We start from the raw sequence: 15434 nt of genomic DNA on the forward strand, positions 1-15434 counted from the left end.
CGCACCCGCTCCCCGAGAGGACCGAGATGACCGAGATGACCCGCACCGCCCGCATCAATCCCAGCATCCTGAACTGCGACTTCATGAGGATCGGCGAGGAGCTGGACCGCATCGCGACCGCCGACGCCGTGCACGTCGACGTCATGGACGACCATTTCGTGCCGAACCTGACCTTCGGGACCGATATGGTCGCCCAGATCGTCCAGCGCGCGGGCATCCCGATCGACGCGCACCTGATGATCGCCGACGCCGACCGCACCGCCCCCGCGTACGCCGAGGCCGGCGCCGCGTCGGTCACGTTCCATGCGGAGGCCGCCGCCGCCCCGATCCGGCTCGCCCGGGAGCTGCGCAGCAAGGGCGCGAAGGCCGGCATCGCCCTGCGCCCCGCCACAGGCGTGGAGCCCCTGCTCGACGTGCTCGGCGAGTTCGACATGCTGCTGATCATGACCGTGGAGCCCGGATTCGGCGGGCAGTCCTTCCTCGAGTCGATGCTGCCGAAGATCCGTCGGGCCCGCGCCGCGGTCTCCGCCGAGGATCTCTCCCTCTCCATCCAGGTGGACGGGGGAGTGAGCCGCGAGACCATCGAGCGCTGCGCCGAGGCGGGGGCCGACGTCTTCGTCGCCGGCTCCGCGATCTACAAGGCGCCAGACGCCGCCGCGGAGATCGACGCCCTGCGGACCCTGGCCGCCGCGCACGTCCACACCCGGTACGCTCGGGCGGTCACATTCGTGACGTGCTCCGGGGTCGGTGGAAATCCGAGCCGGCGGTCATAGTCCGCGACCCGGCCCGCTCGCGCGGGACGGTGGAGCCGGTGGAATTCCGGCACCGACAGTCACAGCCTGGATGAGAGGCGCACGTCCTGCATGCACGCGCAGCATGCGCCCGGCCGTCCTGCGGCCCGGTCGCTGCGCGCCCGCATGCCGGATCCTTTTCCCCCGGAGCCGCTGCTCCCGGTCGAAAGGATCAAGAACATGGGAATCCTGCAGTGGCTCTTCGACGCTCGCATCGAGCTCGGCAACGGCCAGTACCTCCTGTGGAGGGAAGTGCTCGGCAATCTCTTCGGACTGCTCAGCGCGCTGGGCGGGATGCGCAGGAAGGTCTGGGCCTGGCCGCTCGGGATCGCCGGCAACCTCCTGCTCCTGACCGTCTTCCTGGGGGCCGTGTTCGGCACCCCGAACCCCGTCAACCTGCTCGGCCAGGCAGGACGCCAGGTGATGTTCATCCTCACCAGCATCTACGGCTGGTACCGCTGGCGGGCAGCCCGCGAGCACGGCGGCACGGCCGTCGAGCCCCGGTGGGCGAGCTGGGGGACGCGCGCGCTGCTGCTCGCCGCGCTCGTCGGCGGCACCGCTCTGCTCACCCCGATCTTCCAGGCCCTCGGCTCCTACGAGCCCGTGTGGGCTGACGCCTGGATCTTCATGGGCAGCCTGCTCGCCACCTACGGGATGGCCAAGGGCTGGGTGGAGTTCTGGCTGATCTGGGTGGCCGTGGACCTCGTCGGCGTGCCCCTGCTGTGGTCGGCCGGCTACTACGCGAGCGCCGTGATGTACGTGATCTACGGGGTCTTCACCCTCAGCGGCTTCTTCGTGTGGTGGCGCGTGAGCGCGCGCCAGGGGCGCGAGCGGGTCCTGGTGGAGACGGCTCATCTGGATCCGACGGTCACCCGGCGCTGAGCTGACGGGCCGCACGCCCTGATCCCTCACACCTGCGGCGGACGCGGGTGCACCCGGCTGGGGCGGACGGATACCCTGGCCGGGTGAAGGATTTCGAGAAGCTGTTCGCCGAGCTCACCGCCAAGGCCGCCTCCCGCCCCGAGGGCTCCGGCACCGTCGCGGAGCTCGACGCCGGGGTGCACGCCATCGGCAAGAAGATCGTCGAGGAGGCCGCGGAGGTCTGGATGGCCTGCGAGCACGAGGAGCTGGACGCCGCCGCCGAGGAGATCTCGCAGCTGCTGTACCACCTCCAGGTGATGATGATCGCGAAGGGCCTGAGCCTGCAGGACGTCTACCGCCACCTGTGATCGGCGCGTCCCCGCACGCTCCTCCCCACCACCGCCCACGAACTGAAGGAAGCCCCGTGCTGCGCATCGCCGTCCCCAACAAGGGCGCCCTGGCCGAACCCGCCGCCGATCTTCTCGCCGAGGCGGGCTACCGCCGTCGCGGATCGATGAAGGAGCTCGTCCTGGTCGACGAGCGCAACGGCGTCGAGCTCTTCTTCCTGCGCCCCCGTGACATCGCGGTCTACGTCGGATCGGGCACGGTCGACGTCGGCATCACCGGTCAGGACATGCTGCGCGACTCGCGCACCGCCGCGGAGGAGATCCTCGAGCTGGGCTTCGCCCGCTCGACCTTCCGCTTCGCCGCTCCGGGCACGGGGGAGCGCAGCGTCGCCGATCTCGCCGGCGCCCGCATCGCCACCAGCTACGAGAACCTCGTCGAGGACCACCTCGCCGCGCACGGCGTCACTGCGACCGTCGTCCACCTCGACGGGGCCGTGGAGAGCGCGATCCGCCTCGGCGTGGCCGACGTCATCGCGGACGTGGTCGAGACCGGCTCGACGCTGCGCCAGGCCGGTCTCGCAGTCTTCGGGGAGCCCATCATGACCAGCGAGGCCGTGCTGTTCTCCCGCCCCGGCCTCACGCTCGGGGAGGACGCCTCGCGCACCCTCGACGTCCTCGTGCGCCGCATCCGCGGCGTGCTGGTCGCACGCCAGTACGTGCTGCTGGACTACGACATCCCCGACGAGCTGCTGGAGGCGGCGGTCGCCGTGACTCCGGGATTCGAGGCGCCGACGGTGTCCGAGCTGCACCGCGCGGGCTGGTCAGCGGTGCGCGCGATGGTCGCGCGCGATGACACCAACAGGGTGATGGACGAGCTGTACGAGGTGGGTGCGCGCGCCATCCTCGTCACCTCCATCCAGGCCTGCCGCATCTGAGCCGATGACGCCGCGCGAACCCGCTCCGATCCCCGAGCCCGGGGAGCACGCCGCCCCCTCGCGCGCGGGCGCGTCGGAGCGGGAGAGCGGCGCTGCGGTCGAGGAGGCGGAGAGCGAGGAGATCGTGTTCCGCCCGCGCACGGTGCGGATCGTGGCCTACCTCATCGGATCCCTGGTCATGGCGTCGGCCCTCGTCGCCTCCGTGATCGCCTCCTCGACCCTCGTGGATTCCGTGGGATTCGTGAGCGTGGGCCTCGCCGCGCTCTGGTTCTGCCACCGCGAGGCGGCGGTGCGCGCGATCGCCCGCCCGCAGGAGCTCGAGATCCGCAACCTGTTCAGCAGCCGCACGGTGGAATGGGCCGAGGTGATCGGCGTCGTCTTCCCGCCCGGGGATCCCTGGGCGAAGCTCGATCTGGCCGATGGCGACACGGTCTCGCTGATGGCGATCCAGCGCACCGACGGGGCTCGCGGGATGGCGGCAGCGCGCCGCCTCGCCCGACTGGTGAACGAGCGCGGTGAAGGCGTGGATCCCGCCGGGTCCTGACCCGTGCCGCCGCGTCAGTCGCGCGAGCGCCCCTCCGCATCGAGCAGGGCCGCGGCGTGGCGCCCCGCAGCGGCGGCGGCGAGGAACGACTCCGAGTCCTCCTCGAGCCCGCGCCCCATGGTCGAGAGCCGCACGGGCGCGCCGTGCAGGGACTCCAGCAGACCAGAGGTGCTGACGCGGTGGATCCGATGACGGACCCCTCTTTCGATGGCCGGCACAATCACAGCATTGTTCAGCTGTTCCCCCACAGACAGCCAGAATCCACTGTGAGGCATGGCCGGCAGGGGCAGGTCGACCGGGGCCAGCACTCCCGCACCCAGCACCGTCGCGCTGTGGTGCGAGAGGCCGTGATGGCGCTCCCGGGCATCCCCAGAGGACACGCGCAGTGCCGCGACGGGCCGCCCGCCGAGGGTGTGCGCGGCGTGCAGGGCCTCGATGCCCGCCGCTCCCGAGAAGCCCCAGCCGGTGCCCGTGCCGAGGTTGCCCGGCCCCTGGATCGCGATCGCGACGTCGGCGCGCACCACGTGGTGCGCGCCGAGGAGAGCGGAGTGGATGCTCACCGCCTCCAGGTCGCCGCCGAACGCCTGTCCGGCGGAGATGCAGGCGTCGATCCAGTCCGCCTCGCGCAGCGCGGCGACGGTGCGCGAGTAGGCGGCGGGGAGCGCGGCGCTGTCGGTCATCACGTAGGCCACACGCGCCCCGGGCCGCTCGGCGCGGATCCCGGCGATGATCGCGGGGAGGCTGGAGTGCAGGTCGGCGACGACGACCGGCATCCGCTCCAGGCTCTGCGCGGAGCGCATCACCGGGTAGTGCGGTGAGGCGGGGTCGTCGATCGCGTCGACGATCGTCTGCATCGGGGTGTAGCGCGTCTTGACCATGTGCCCGGCCGGCGCGGGCTGCGCGCCGTGCGGAGGGTCGGCGCGCGCCACCACCAGGGCATCGCCCCCGGTCCCGAGGCCCCGGCGCAGCGCGTTCGTGTTCAGCAGCACGGTCTCGCCCTCGGCGATCGCGCCCGTGAGCTCGGGATACGCCAGTGCGCGCACGCTCTCGGCGCCGGGTGCATCGAGCTGCACGAGGAGCCGCTGGACTCCGGCCCAGCCCTCGAGCTCGGCGAGGACACGGCCCTTCTCCCAGTGCAGCATGCGGCCAGCCTAGTGGGCAGGCGACTACCCTGGCCCCGTGGCTCCTCGCGGTGTGGAACGTCTGCTCAACGTCATCATGACGATCGGCTCGAGAGCGCGCGGAATCGATCGCGCCCGGCTGTTCTCCGTCATCCCCGAATATGCGGAGGCCGGATCGGTCGATGCCGCCGAGAAGATGTTCGAGCGCGACAAGGCCGCCATCCTGGACCTCGGCCTCCCGCTGCTCTCGGAGCGCGACCCCTTCGACGAGTCCGTCGTGCTGTACCGGATCGACCGGGCCGAGCGCGGCGGCGCGCTCGACGTCACCCCCGCCGAGTACACGGTCCTGCTCGCGGCGAGCCGCGCCTGGGACGACGCCGCGGCCGGCGGCGCCGCACGGCGCGTGCGCGCGAAGCTGCTGAGCCTCGGGCTCGATGCCGATGCCGATCTCCTGCGCCGCACGCCGCGGGGCTCCGTGGAGTCCCTGCCGGTGCTCACGCCCCTGCTGGAAGCCGTGACCACAGGCGCGCGCGTGAGCTTCGAGTACCGCACCGCCGACGGCCGGAAGGCCGCGCGCCGGGTCGAGCCGTGGCTCGTCGGCACCCAGGACGGCCGCTGGTACATGCTCGGCTTCGACCTCGACCGCCAGGCCGAGCGGCTCTTCCGCGCCTCTCGCATCGAGTCGTTCCCGCGCGTCGCGGGGCGAGCGACCGTCCCGCGGCCGGCCGATCCCTCGCTCGCCTCCGCCCGCGGCCCGCAGGGGGCGGAGGCAGAAACCGCTTCGGCAGTGCTGTCGGCCGCCCCGTTCAAGGCGCTGGCGCTGCGAGAGGCCGTGGGCGCCGCGCTCGAGGCCGAGGAGATCCGGCTCGAGGGAGCGTCGCGCGCCCAGGTGCGCCGCATGGTGCTCTCCGATGCCCGGTGGCTGAGCGTCCGCGAGCCCGCCGCCTGGCGCGCGGAGATCGCCGAGATCAGCCGGGAGATCGCGCAGCTGCACGCGGGAGCCGCCCAGTGCGAAGCCCTGGAGGCAGCCCCGGTGCGCCGCACCGCGCTCATCCGCCCCAGCACCGGCGGCGCCGACCACCTCTCGCGGCTCATCGCGGAGGCCTCCTACGTGCTCAGCCGCGGGGGAGCGGAGATCGGAGAGCTCGCCGAGGAGTTCGGGATCACGCACGAGCAGCTCATCTCCGATCTCCAGGTCCTGTTCCTGTGCGGGGATCTCGGCACCGGCTGGGAGGACCTCATCGAGACGGAGTGGGACTCGGGAACGGTGCGCGTGCGCAATGCCGACGCGCTCGACCGCCCGCTGCGGCTGAACGCGCCCGAGACGATGGCGCTCCTCGCCGGGCTCGCGGCGCTGGATCCTGCGGCGGGAGCCGAGGCCGGGATCGTGGCGTCGGCCCGGGAGAAGCTCACGCGGCACCTCGACCCTGCGGCGCAGGAGCAGGCACAGGGCTCGGGACGGGAGGCCGCCCCGCCCGGCCTCGAGCAGGCGCACCGAGCGCAGGGGCGGGCATCGGCTCCGAGCACGGCCGCGCCCCTGGGGCGCACGGAAGGGGTGCTGGTGCGCGTGCAGGAGGCCCTTGGAGAGGGCGCCGCGCTCGTGATCCGCTATTCGCCGCCCGACCGGCCGGGCACCACAGTGCGCCGCATCCATCCGATCGCCCTGGAGACCGACGGCGGGCGCACGTACGTGCGCGCGCACTGCGAGCTCGCCGGCGCCGAGCGCAGGTTCCGCCTGGATCGCATCGCAGAGGTGCTGGGAGACGGGGCCGCCCTCAGCGATGCCGCAGGACCTCAGGCCCTGGAGGCCTCGGGATCGGGGTCCGACGGGCTCGTCCCGGGCCCGGTGTGGCTGCGCCTGAGCGGCCCTGGGCAGTGGATCGCCGAGGCCTTCGATGCCGCGGAGCTGCGCGACGGGAGTGAGGGGACCACCTTCGCCCGGCTCGACTCCCCGGTGCGCTCCGCGCTCGCGGACGCGGTGATGGAGGCCGCCGGGGCGGCGGAGATCCTCGCTCCCGCCGTTCTCAGAGACGAGATCGTTACCATCGCCGAGCGATCCCTGCGGGCGCACAGTCCGGCCTGACCGGTAGTCTGAGTCCTCTGCTGGGTCAGCACCCTGTGGGAAGATACTGAGGTCGCGCAGCGCGGCCCCGATGAAAGGACCTGAAGAATGCGTCCCCAGCCCTGGCACATCCTCATTCTTGTGCTCGTCGTCCTCCTGCTCTTCGGCGCTGGCAAGCTGCCCAGCCTCGCGCGCAACGTCGGGAAGTCGATGCGCATCTTCAAGAGCGAGGTCGAGGAGCTGCGCGGCGACGAGAAGCCCGTCGACGACGAGGACGACTACGATCGCCGCGACCGCGTCGCCCGCGATCGCCGCGACGACCGCGTCGCCCGCGATCGCCGCGACGACCGCGTCCGCGGCGACGTCTCGGACCGCGTGCACGTCGAGGACCGCCGCGACGACCGCTACGCGGACCGCGATCGGTACGCCGACCACGACCGCTCCTACGACTCCCGCGACGAGCGCGAGCCCGTGCGTGCGACCGAGCGCCTCGACGACGAGTACCGTCGCGACTGATCCGCACCCGATGAGGGCGGGCTGCGCAGCGCAGCTCTCCCGCCCCGTCTCCTGAGGGCCCGGGTGCGATGCACCCGGGCTCTCGCAGTGAAAGGACGCAGTGCCCGTGGCACATGACAAGGCTGCACAGAAGGCGGCGCCGGCGAAGGCCGTGCGCACGCGGCGCTCCCGTGCGCAGAAGGATCCCGAAGGGCGCATGTCGCTCGGGAACCACATGCGCGAGCTGCGCAACCGCCTGTTCTGGTGCGCCGGCGCGGTCGTGATTACCGGTATCGCGGGCTGGTTCCTGTTCCCCTGGGTGTTCTCGCAGATCTCTGAGCCGTTCAGCGCATACGCCGCGCAGACGGGCAAGCAGGTGCAGCTGAACTACGGCTCTCTGGGTGACACCCTGAACATCCGCCTGCAGGTCTCCGCGTACATCGGCCTGATCCTCGCGATGCCGATGTTCCTCTACCAGGCGTGGATGTTCATCATGCCCGGGCTCCACCGCAATGAGCGCCGCTACGCGCTCGGATTCTTCGGCACTGCGATCCCCCTGTTCGCGGTCGGCTGCACCGCCGGCTTCATCATGATGCGCATGGCGATCCCGATCTTCATGGAGCTCGTCCCCGACGGCGCCTCGAACATCGTGAACTTCAAGGACTACCTGCGGCTCGTCATCAAGGCGATGCTCGCGTTCGGCCTCGCCTTCATCATGCCCGTCGTCCTCGTGGTGCTGAACTTCATGGGCATCCTGTCCGGCCGCGCCATGCTCAAGGCCTGGCGCTGGGTCGTCTTCCTCTGCTTCGCGTTCACCGCCGTCATGGTGCCCACCCCCGAGCCCACCACGATGATCGTCATGACGATCCCGATGATCGCCCTGTACTTCATCGCCGTCGGGATCGCGTTCTGGCATGACCGCCGCGCCGCGAAGAACGCCGATACGGACATCCCCGATGATCAGGCGAGCTCGATCGACGACGAGCCCGAGCCCATCGCTCCGCCCTCCCGCTCGGTCGAGGGCGACCTGCGGTGAGCCGACTGCGGATCGGGCTGCTGGCGAACCCGACCGCCGCCGGCGGGTCCGCCCATCGCGTGGGCCGCGACGTCCACCATCTGCTGCGGATCGCGGGGATCTCGGTCGTCGACCTCACCTCCTCGAACGCGGCGCTCGCCCGGGCGCGCGCGCTCGAGGTGCGCGACACCCTGACCGCTCTCGTGGTCGTGGGCGGAGACGGCACGCTCGCGCTCGGCGCGGAGATCGTCGCCGAGACGCCGGTGCGCCTCGGGCTCGTTCCCGCGGGCAGCGGGAACGACTTCGCACGGACTTACGGCCTGGACGTCCGCTCTCCCGATGAAGCGGTGCGGCTCCTGCTCCAGGCGCTCTCCCGACCGGTCGTCGCGATCGACGCCATCGAGATCCGGCCCGATGACGAGGACCGGGCGGCGCAGGAGGGCGCAGCGGTCCCCGACACCTCGGGGCTCGCGCGCACGATCGCGCTGGGCAACGTGTCCCTCGGCTTCGACGCCCTCGTCAACGCGCGCGCGAACTCCTCGCGACTGGCCCCCCGGATGCGCTACACCAGCGCCGTCCTCCAGGAGCTGCGCTCCTTCGCCCCGTTCCCGTACTGGATCGAGGTCGACGGCGGCCCGCGCGAGGAGGTCGACGCCTCTCTGCTCACGCTGTGCAGCACGGGGATGTTCGGGGGCGGAATGCGCCTGGTGCCGTCGGCGCGAGTGGACGACGGCGTCCTCGAGCTCGCCATGGTGAGCGGTCTGCGCCGCTCCGCCCTGCTGCGGTTCTTCCCGCGCGTCTTCCGCGGCACGCATGTGAGCGTGCCGCAGTTCTCCGTCCGCCCGGTGCGGGAGATCCGCGTGGGCCTGCGCGACGGCACCGCGCTGCGCTCCTATGCCGACGGCGAGGCCCGCGATCTGCTGCCGATCCGCGCCCGCGTGCTCCCCGGGGCGGTGCGCATCCTCGCTGATCTCGGGACCCCGAGTACTGTGGGGGAATGAGCTCTCCCTCCGAGGCGTATGCCCAGTTCACCGCGGAGCAGAGGCGCGCACGCAGCCCGCTCGGAGCGTTCCGCTCCCGGTACTCCTTCGATCTCGACCCGTTCCAGATCGAGGGCTGCGAGGCGCTGCAGGCCGGGGACTCGGTGCTCGTCGCCGCGCCGACGGGCGCGGGCAAGACGATCGTCGGCGAGTTCGCGGTGCATCTCGCGCTCGCCCAGGGCCGGAATGTCTTCTACACCGCTCCGATCAAGGCGCTGTCGAACCAGAAGCACGCCGAGCTCGCCGAATGGCTGGGGCACGAGCGCGTCGGCCTGCTGACGGGGGACGTCAGCGTGCGGCCCGATGCCGACGTCGTGGTGATGACCACCGAGGTCCTGCGCAACATGATCTATGCGTCCTCCGACCTCCTCGCGGGTCTCGGCTACGTGGTGATGGACGAGGTCCACTACCTCGCCGATCGGCTGCGGGGGCCGGTCTGGGAGGAGATCATCATCCACCTCGACCGCTCGGTGCAGCTGGTCGCCCTCTCCGCGACCGTCTCCAACGCGGAGGAGTTCGGGACCTGGCTGCAGGAGCTGCGGGGCACCACCCGTATCGTCGTGGCCGAGACCCGCCCCGTGCCGCTGTGGCAGCACGTCCTGGTGGGCGGGGAGCTCCTGGACCTCTTCGTCGATGCCGACGGCGAGGCCGTCGTCTCCCACGGCCCGGGAGCGCGCGCGGACAGGATCGTGAACCCCGACCTCGAGCAGCTCTCCTCCCTCACCGTCCAGATCGGCACGGACCGGGGAGGACGGGGACCGCGCGGAGGCGAGAGCGGCGAGGGCCGCCGCGGGCAGGACCGCAATGCCGGCGATCGGCGGCACGGCGGCCACGGCGGCCACGGGAGAGGCCGTGGGCGCTCCGGCCACGGCTCCCGCCAGCCAGGGCGCGGGACTGCAGGGCGCCATCGCCTCCGCGGCGGTGAGCGCGCCGAGCCGCGGGCGGGGCTGCCGCGCGCGCTGCGCCGATCCGACGTCGTCGCCCTGCTGGACCAGAACGCCCTCCTGCCCGCGATCTTCTTCATCTTCTCGCGCGCCGGCTGCGACGCCGCGGTGCGCCAGCTCGACCAGTCGCGAGTGCGCCTGACCACCGACGAGGAGAAGCGGAGGATCCGGGAGATCCTCGATGAGCGGCTCTCGGTGATCGGCTTCGAGGATGAGCAGCTACTCCAGCTCCACCAGTTCCGCCGGGCCGCGGAGAACGGGTTCGCCGCCCACCACGCGGGCATGCTGCCGCTGCTGAAGGCCTGCATCGAGGAGCTGTTCGTCCAGGCCCTGGTGAAGGTGGTCTTCGCGACCGAGACGCTCGCGCTCGGCATCAACATGCCGGCGCGCTCCGTCGTCCTCGAGAAGCTCTCGAAGTTCAACGGCACGGAGCACGCGAGCCTCACACCGGGGGAGTACACCCAGCTCACCGGTCGTGCGGGTCGGCGCGGCATCGACACCGAAGGCCACGCCGTCGTCGTCGCCGGGCCGGGCTTCGACGCGGACGCCGTCGCCTCCCTCGCCTCAACGCGCACCTTCCCGCTGCGCTCCGCGTTCCGCCCGACGGCCAATATGGCCGTCAACCTGCTGGCCCGCTTCGATCTGGATCGCGCGCGAGAGACGCTCGAGATGAGCTTCGCGCAGTTCCAGACGGACCGCTCGGTCGTCGGCCTCGCACGCCGCTCGCGGGAGCTCGAGGACACCGCCGAGTCCTACCGCGCGGCGCTCGCCTGCGAGCGCGGGGACATCGTCGAGTACGCCGACCTGCGGCGACGCATCGCAGCGCGCGAGAAGGAGCTGTCGCAGTCGCGGGTGGCGAAGGACCGCGATCGCACTCGCAGCACCCTCAAGGGCATGCGGCGCGGGGAGATCGTCGCCCTCCCCGGGGGCAAGCGCCAGGGCTACGGCGTGGTCGTCGACGTGGACCGAGAGGTGCTCGGCGGTCCTGCCGTGACGCTGCTCGGCACCGACGGCAGGCTGCGCGGCATCCGCCCGGGCGACGTGCCCTCGCCGCCCGCCGTCGTGGACACCATGAAGCTGCCGCGGCTGGACCGGATGAGCAGCGCGAAGGTCCGCAAGGACACTGCCTCCGCCCTGCGCCAGAGGCTCGCCGGACGCACCGGGGACGCGCGCGCCGAGACGAAGCGGCTCGCCGTGCGGACGCCCTCCACCGCCGCGCAGGACGCCGAGCTCCAGGAGCTGCGGGCCGCGCTGCGCGCGCACCCCTGCCACGAATGCCCGGATCTGCCCGCCCACGAGCGCTGGCTCGAGCGCCTCCGGCGCACCGAACGGGACCTCGAGTCGGTCCAGCGCCGCATCGAGGGGCGCACCTCATCCCTGGCGCGGCAGTTCGATCGCCTCGTCGCCCTCCTCGAGTCGCTCGGCTATCTCCGCCCCGCGGCGGACGCCGCACCGGGGCACCGCGACCTCGAGCCGACCGAGCGGGGGCTGCACCTGCGCCGCCTGTTCAGCGACCGCGATCTGCTCGTCGCCGAGTGCCTCGAGGGCGGCGCCTGGGACGATCTCGATGCGGCGGATCTCGCCGCGATCGTCTCCGCCTGCGCATACGAGGCGCGGCGGGATGATCCCCGCTCGCCCGAGCAGCCGCCCTCGGCCCGCTTCGATGCCGCGCTGGAGGCGACGTTCCGCATCAGCGGCCGGCTCCGCAGCGCCGAGGAGAGCTTCGGCATCGACCCGACGAACCCGCCCGACCCCGCAGTGGCCGCGATCATGCACCGCTGGGCACGGGGCCACCACCTCGCCGGCGCCCTGGGCGAGGCGGACCTGACCCCGGGGGACTTCGTGCGCCACTGCCGGCAGGTCATCGATCTGCTCGAGCAGCTTACGGAGATCCCGCACGTCGCGCTCACAGCCAGGAATGCGATAGTCGCCGTGCGCCGCGGGCTCGTCGCCCAGGAGATGGACCGCTGAGCGCAGCGTCCCGTCCCGTCGACCGCGAGGAGCCCTCCGGCATGACCGCGCCCGCACACAGGCCCGCCGGCACGGAGCCCGTGCTCTACACCGGAGTAGTCGTGTACTCCACCCAGGATCCCGAGGCCTCCGCGGTGCTCGTCGAGGGCGCGACGATCACCTGGATCGGCCCGCTCGAGAACGCGGACCGCTTCCATCCCGGGGCCCGCCGGATCGACGCCACCGGCTGCCTCATGGCGCCGGGCTTCGTGGACAGCGCACCGCTCGGCGCCGATGCCCCCGACGCGACTCTGCCCGAGGGATGGCGGGAAGCGGCCGCGTCTCGCGGGATCGTGGCCGTGAACCCGGGGACCACGGGCGAGCGCGAGGGCATTCGCGTCGTCGCACCGGTCACCGAGGCCGCCCCGCTGAAGACTCTCGCCCGAGATGGCGTGCCCGTCGCCTTCGGCTCGGCGGGGGCGAGGCAGGCGCAGGACCCCTGGAGCTGGGTGCGGGCCGCCTCCCGCGAAGGGGATCCGCAGGAGCGGCTGAGCGACCGCGCCGCCTTCCTCGCAGCGACCCGCGCCGGTCACCGGCTCGCCGGGCGCATGCACCCCGGGTCCCTCACCCTCGGGGGAGAGGCGACCTTCGTGCTCTGGGAGCCCTGGGACCTCACCGTCCATTCGGCCGACGAGCACACGAACGCGTGGTCCGTCGATCCCCGCTCCTACACGCCGCTGCTGCCGGACCTCTCCGCGGGGGCGCCGCGAGCGCTGCGCACGGTGATCGAGGGTGTCGTCGTGCACGACGACCTGCCCGGAGGGGCGAGCTGATGGCGCGAGCGGCTCAGGCCACCCGCGACACGATCCGGCCGACCTCGCCCTTCGCCGCCCTCGTCCTGGGCGCGATCGGCGGGATGTGCGCGCTGCTCGCGTTCCCCCCGTACGACCTCTGGATGCTGCTTCCCGTGGCGATCGCCGCGCTGAACGCCGCCCTGCTCACCCGCAGATGGTGGGCCGGCGCCCTCGGCGCTCTCACCTGGGGCCTCGCGTTCTTCATCCCGCTGACGAACTGGGCGAACATATACGCGGGAGCGATGCCCTGGATCGCGCTCGGCGTCTTCGAGGCGCTCTACATCGTCCTGTACGGGGTGCTGGCCCGGATCGTGATGGTGCGCCGCGGGCTCGGCCTCGGCACTGCGGTGATCGTCGCCGCGCTCTGGACGGGCGCGGAGACCCTGCGCTCGACGTTCCCCTGGGGCGGGCTGCCCTGGGGCGCCAGCGGCTTCGCGCTGCAGTCCTCGCCGCTGCTGAATCTCGGCCCCTGGGTGGGGATGGCGGGGCTCGCTTTCGCGGTCGCCCTCCTCGGGCAGCTCCTGCTGGGCGGCGCACTCGCGCTCGCGCAGCGGCGCAGCACGGGGGTCGTCGGCCTCAGCGGCGTGTGGCCCCTCGCGACCGCGTGCGGCGCCGTGCTCGCATCGCTCGTCGTGCCGCTGCCGTCGAACCCTGCGCCGAGCGGCGAGCAGACCACCCTCAGCATCGCCGGGATCCAGGGGAACATGGCGCCGATCGATCCTCAGGCGCTCACGATGTCGGAGGAGACCTTCCCGAACCATCTGGCCGCGACCGAGGATGCCATCGCCCAGGTGCGCGCCGCCGGCGGGCGGCTCGATCTGGTGGTCTGGCCCGAGGACTCCACCGGATGGGATCCGCGCGAGGACGGCTGGCGCGGGGAGGCGATCACCGACGTCGCGCGCGATGCGCAGGCGCCTGTGCTCGTCGGCACGCAGACCCTCGTCGAGGACGACACCGCCCGCCTGAACTCCGCCCTCCTGTGGACTCCGGACGGCGAGGTGGCCGCGACCTACTCCAAGCGCCATCCGGTCCCGTTCGGCGAGTACATCCCGGCGCGCGGATTCTTCCGCATGCTGACCGACAAGGTTGACCTGATCTCGGTGGACATGATCCCGGGGGACGCCGTGGGCGTGCTCGATGTCCAGGGGCATCCCGTGGGCGTGCTGATCTGCTTCGAGATCGCCTACCAGGACCTCGTGCAGGACACCGTCCGCTCGGGAGCGCAGGTGATCGTGGTGCAGTCCAACAACGCGCTGTTCGGCGACTCCCACGAGGCGGTCCAGCAGCTCGCGGAGGCGAAGGTCTTCGCTGTGATCTCCGGTCGCAGCGTCGTCCACGTCTCCACCGTCGGCGACAGCGCGATCTTCACCCCGACGGGCCGGGTGCTGGACTCCCAGGCGCACTGGACGCAGGGCTCGGTGATCGCCGACGTGCCGCTCGCCACCGGCATCACCCCGGCGATCGCGGCGGGCGCATGGCCCGCGATCGCCCTCAGCGCGCTCGGCGCGCTGGGAGTGCTGCTCTCGCTCATGACGCGCACCCGCGCGATCGCGGTGCGCCCCGAGACCGTGCGCCGCGAGCCCGTAGGCCGCGCAGCATCTGCGCCCTCGGCGCGGGGGAGTCGGCGATGAGCCCCGCAGAGCGCGGAGCAGGGGTCCCGCACCCGTCGAGCGCCGCACCCGAACGCACGCTCGTCGTCATCCCGACCTACAACGAGATCGACGCGCTCCCGCCGACGCTCGCGCGGCTCCGCGCCGCCGTCCCGCACGCGCACGTGCTCATCGTGGACGACGCCTCGCCCGACGGCACCGGCGACTTCGCCGCTCAGCAGTCCGCGCAGGATCCGCAGGTGCACGTCCTGCACCGGGCAGGGAAGGAGGGCCTCGGCCCGGCCTACCTGGCAGGGTTCGCCTGGGGCCTGGCGGAGGGCTTCGAGGTGCTCGTGGAGATGGACGCCGACGCCTCCCACCGCCCCGAGCAGCTCGAGCGGCTCCTCGAGGGGGTGCGCCGGGGAGCGGATCTGGTGATCGGCTCCCGCTGGGTGAGCGGCGGAGCGGTGCACAACTGGCCCTTGCGCAGGCTCCTGCTCTCGCGCGGCGCGAACATCTACACCAAGATCATGATCGGCATGCCGGCGCGCGATGCGACCGCGGGGTTCCGCGCCTATCGCGCCCCGCTCCTGGCCAGGCTGCTCCAGGAGTCGCCCGCATCGCAGGGGTACTGCTTCCAGGTCGACATGACGCGGCTCGCCGACCGGCATGGCGCCCTGATCCGCGAGGTGCCCATCGACTTCGACGAGCGCACGGAGGGTGCGAGCAAGATGAGCTCCTCGATCGTGCAGGAGGCGCTCGTGAAGGTGACGCTCTGGGGGATCGCGCATCGCGCCCAGCAGGCGGCCACCGTGGTTCGCTATCCTCGCAGCACCGGCGGGCGCGACCGCGCTGCACGCCGTTCCGCCCGATCCGCGAGGTGAAC

Annotated in this window: 14 protein-coding genes and 1 riboswitch; of the genes, 13 read left to right on the forward strand and 1 reads right to left on the reverse strand. The window is 72.2% G+C overall.

The features are described 5' to 3' along the window. The first annotated feature begins 26 nt into the window (after positions 1-26). The 5 genes from rpe to Bequi_RS12130 all read left to right on the forward strand — a co-directional run bounded on the left by rpe (position 27) and on the right by Bequi_RS12130 (position 3478). Entirely contained in the window at positions 27-773 is a 747-nt protein-coding gene (gene rpe, locus Bequi_RS12110) for a ribulose-phosphate 3-epimerase (protein WP_430623119.1), read from the forward strand. Continuing rightward, a riboswitch (FMN riboswitch) is annotated at positions 731-859 on the forward strand. Its footprint overlaps the gene before it by 43 nt. Before the next feature lie 112 nt (positions 860-971). After that, positions 972-1673 carry a nicotinamide riboside transporter PnuC gene (gene pnuC / locus Bequi_RS12115; protein WP_249738194.1) on the forward strand — a complete coding sequence of 234 codons (702 nt, stop codon included), beginning with the start codon at positions 972-974 and terminating at the stop codon, positions 1671-1673. A gap of 83 nt (positions 1674-1756) precedes the next feature. Next, positions 1757-2020 carry a phosphoribosyl-ATP diphosphatase gene (locus Bequi_RS12120; RefSeq protein ID WP_249738195.1) on the forward strand — a complete coding sequence of 88 codons (264 nt, stop codon included), beginning with the start codon at positions 1757-1759 and terminating at the stop codon, positions 2018-2020. Between the two features lie 56 nt (positions 2021-2076). Next, complete coding sequence (hisG, locus tag Bequi_RS12125) at positions 2077-2934, forward strand: ATP phosphoribosyltransferase (protein ID WP_249738196.1); 858 nt, start codon at positions 2077-2079, stop codon at positions 2932-2934. A 4-nt stretch (positions 2935-2938) separates the two neighbouring features. Beyond that, positions 2939-3478 carry a PH domain-containing protein gene (locus Bequi_RS12130; protein ID WP_249738197.1) on the forward strand — a complete coding sequence of 180 codons (540 nt, stop codon included), beginning with the start codon at positions 2939-2941 and terminating at the stop codon, positions 3476-3478. Positions 3479-3492: 14 nt separating this feature from the next. On the opposite strand, the gene Bequi_RS12135 is transcribed toward Bequi_RS12130, so the two are convergent. Continuing rightward, on the reverse strand, positions 3493-4620 hold the full coding sequence (locus Bequi_RS12135) for a DUF3866 family protein (RefSeq protein WP_249738198.1): 1128 nt from the start codon (positions 4618-4620) through the stop codon (positions 3493-3495). A 37-nt stretch (positions 4621-4657) separates the two neighbouring features. Here Bequi_RS12135 and Bequi_RS12140 point away from each other — a divergent pair, with 37 nt between their 5' ends. The 8 genes from Bequi_RS12140 to Bequi_RS12175 all read left to right on the forward strand — a co-directional run bounded on the left by Bequi_RS12140 (position 4658) and on the right by Bequi_RS12175 (position 15432). Continuing rightward, positions 4658-6682 (forward strand): WYL domain-containing transcriptional regulator, encoded by a 2025-nt coding sequence (locus Bequi_RS12140; protein ID WP_249738199.1) that lies wholly within the window; start codon positions 4658-4660, stop codon positions 6680-6682. A gap of 87 nt (positions 6683-6769) precedes the next feature. Continuing rightward, positions 6770-7177, forward strand: a complete 408-nt coding sequence (tatA, locus tag Bequi_RS12145) for a Sec-independent protein translocase subunit TatA (RefSeq protein WP_249738200.1) — start codon at positions 6770-6772, stop codon at positions 7175-7177. Positions 7178-7283: 106 nt separating this feature from the next. Beyond that, positions 7284-8192: a twin-arginine translocase subunit TatC gene (gene tatC / locus Bequi_RS12150; RefSeq protein WP_249738201.1), complete on the forward strand. Its 909-nt coding sequence runs from the start codon at positions 7284-7286 to the stop codon at positions 8190-8192. After that, positions 8189-9172, forward strand: a complete 984-nt coding sequence (locus Bequi_RS12155; RefSeq protein ID WP_249738202.1) for a diacylglycerol/lipid kinase family protein — start codon at positions 8189-8191, stop codon at positions 9170-9172. The genes tatC and Bequi_RS12155 overlap by 4 nt, the downstream gene beginning before the upstream one ends. Next, a complete protein-coding gene (locus Bequi_RS12160) occupies positions 9169-12126 on the forward strand; it encodes a DEAD/DEAH box helicase (RefSeq protein ID WP_249738203.1) in 2958 nt (985 codons plus the stop codon). The genes Bequi_RS12155 and Bequi_RS12160 overlap by 4 nt, the downstream gene beginning before the upstream one ends. A 41-nt stretch (positions 12127-12167) precedes the next feature. Then, positions 12168-12938 (forward strand): amidohydrolase family protein, encoded by a 771-nt coding sequence (locus Bequi_RS12165; RefSeq protein WP_249738204.1) that lies wholly within the window; start codon positions 12168-12170, stop codon positions 12936-12938. Beyond that, positions 12938-14590: an apolipoprotein N-acyltransferase gene (gene lnt, locus Bequi_RS12170; RefSeq protein ID WP_249738205.1), complete on the forward strand. Its 1653-nt coding sequence runs from the start codon at positions 12938-12940 to the stop codon at positions 14588-14590. Before Bequi_RS12165 ends, lnt begins: the two co-directional genes overlap by 1 nt. Then, complete coding sequence (locus Bequi_RS12175; protein WP_249738206.1) at positions 14587-15432, forward strand: polyprenol monophosphomannose synthase; 846 nt, start codon at positions 14587-14589, stop codon at positions 15430-15432. The genes lnt and Bequi_RS12175 overlap by 4 nt, the downstream gene beginning before the upstream one ends. The last annotated feature ends 2 nt before the right edge of the window (positions 15433-15434 follow it).

Origin of the sequence: Brachybacterium equifaecis (assembly GCF_023509525.1) — a bacterium.
Classification (GTDB): Bacteria; Actinomycetota; Actinomycetes; order Actinomycetales; family Dermabacteraceae; genus Brachybacterium; species Brachybacterium equifaecis.

Excerpts from the sequence above, each read along its gene's own strand:
- rpe (WP_430623119.1), top strand. The coding sequence starts at position 27 with ATGACCGAGATGACCCGCACCGCCCGCATCAATCCCAGCATCCTGAAC.
- pnuC (WP_249738194.1), top strand. The coding sequence starts at position 972 with ATGGGAATCCTGCAGTGGCTCTTCGACGCTCGCATCGAGCTCGGCAAC.
- Bequi_RS12130 (WP_249738197.1), top strand. The coding sequence starts at position 2,939 with ATGACGCCGCGCGAACCCGCTCCGATCCCCGAGCCCGGGGAGCACGCC.
- Bequi_RS12135 (WP_249738198.1), bottom strand. The coding sequence starts at position 4,620 with ATGCTGCACTGGGAGAAGGGCCGTGTCCTCGCCGAGCTCGAGGGCTGG.
- tatA (WP_249738200.1), top strand. The coding sequence starts at position 6,770 with ATGCGTCCCCAGCCCTGGCACATCCTCATTCTTGTGCTCGTCGTCCTC.
- Bequi_RS12160 (WP_249738203.1), top strand. The coding sequence starts at position 9,169 with ATGAGCTCTCCCTCCGAGGCGTATGCCCAGTTCACCGCGGAGCAGAGG.
- Bequi_RS12165 (WP_249738204.1), top strand. The coding sequence starts at position 12,168 with ATGACCGCGCCCGCACACAGGCCCGCCGGCACGGAGCCCGTGCTCTAC.
- lnt (WP_249738205.1), top strand. The coding sequence starts at position 12,938 with ATGGCGCGAGCGGCTCAGGCCACCCGCGACACGATCCGGCCGACCTCG.
- Bequi_RS12175 (WP_249738206.1), top strand. The coding sequence starts at position 14,587 with ATGAGCCCCGCAGAGCGCGGAGCAGGGGTCCCGCACCCGTCGAGCGCC.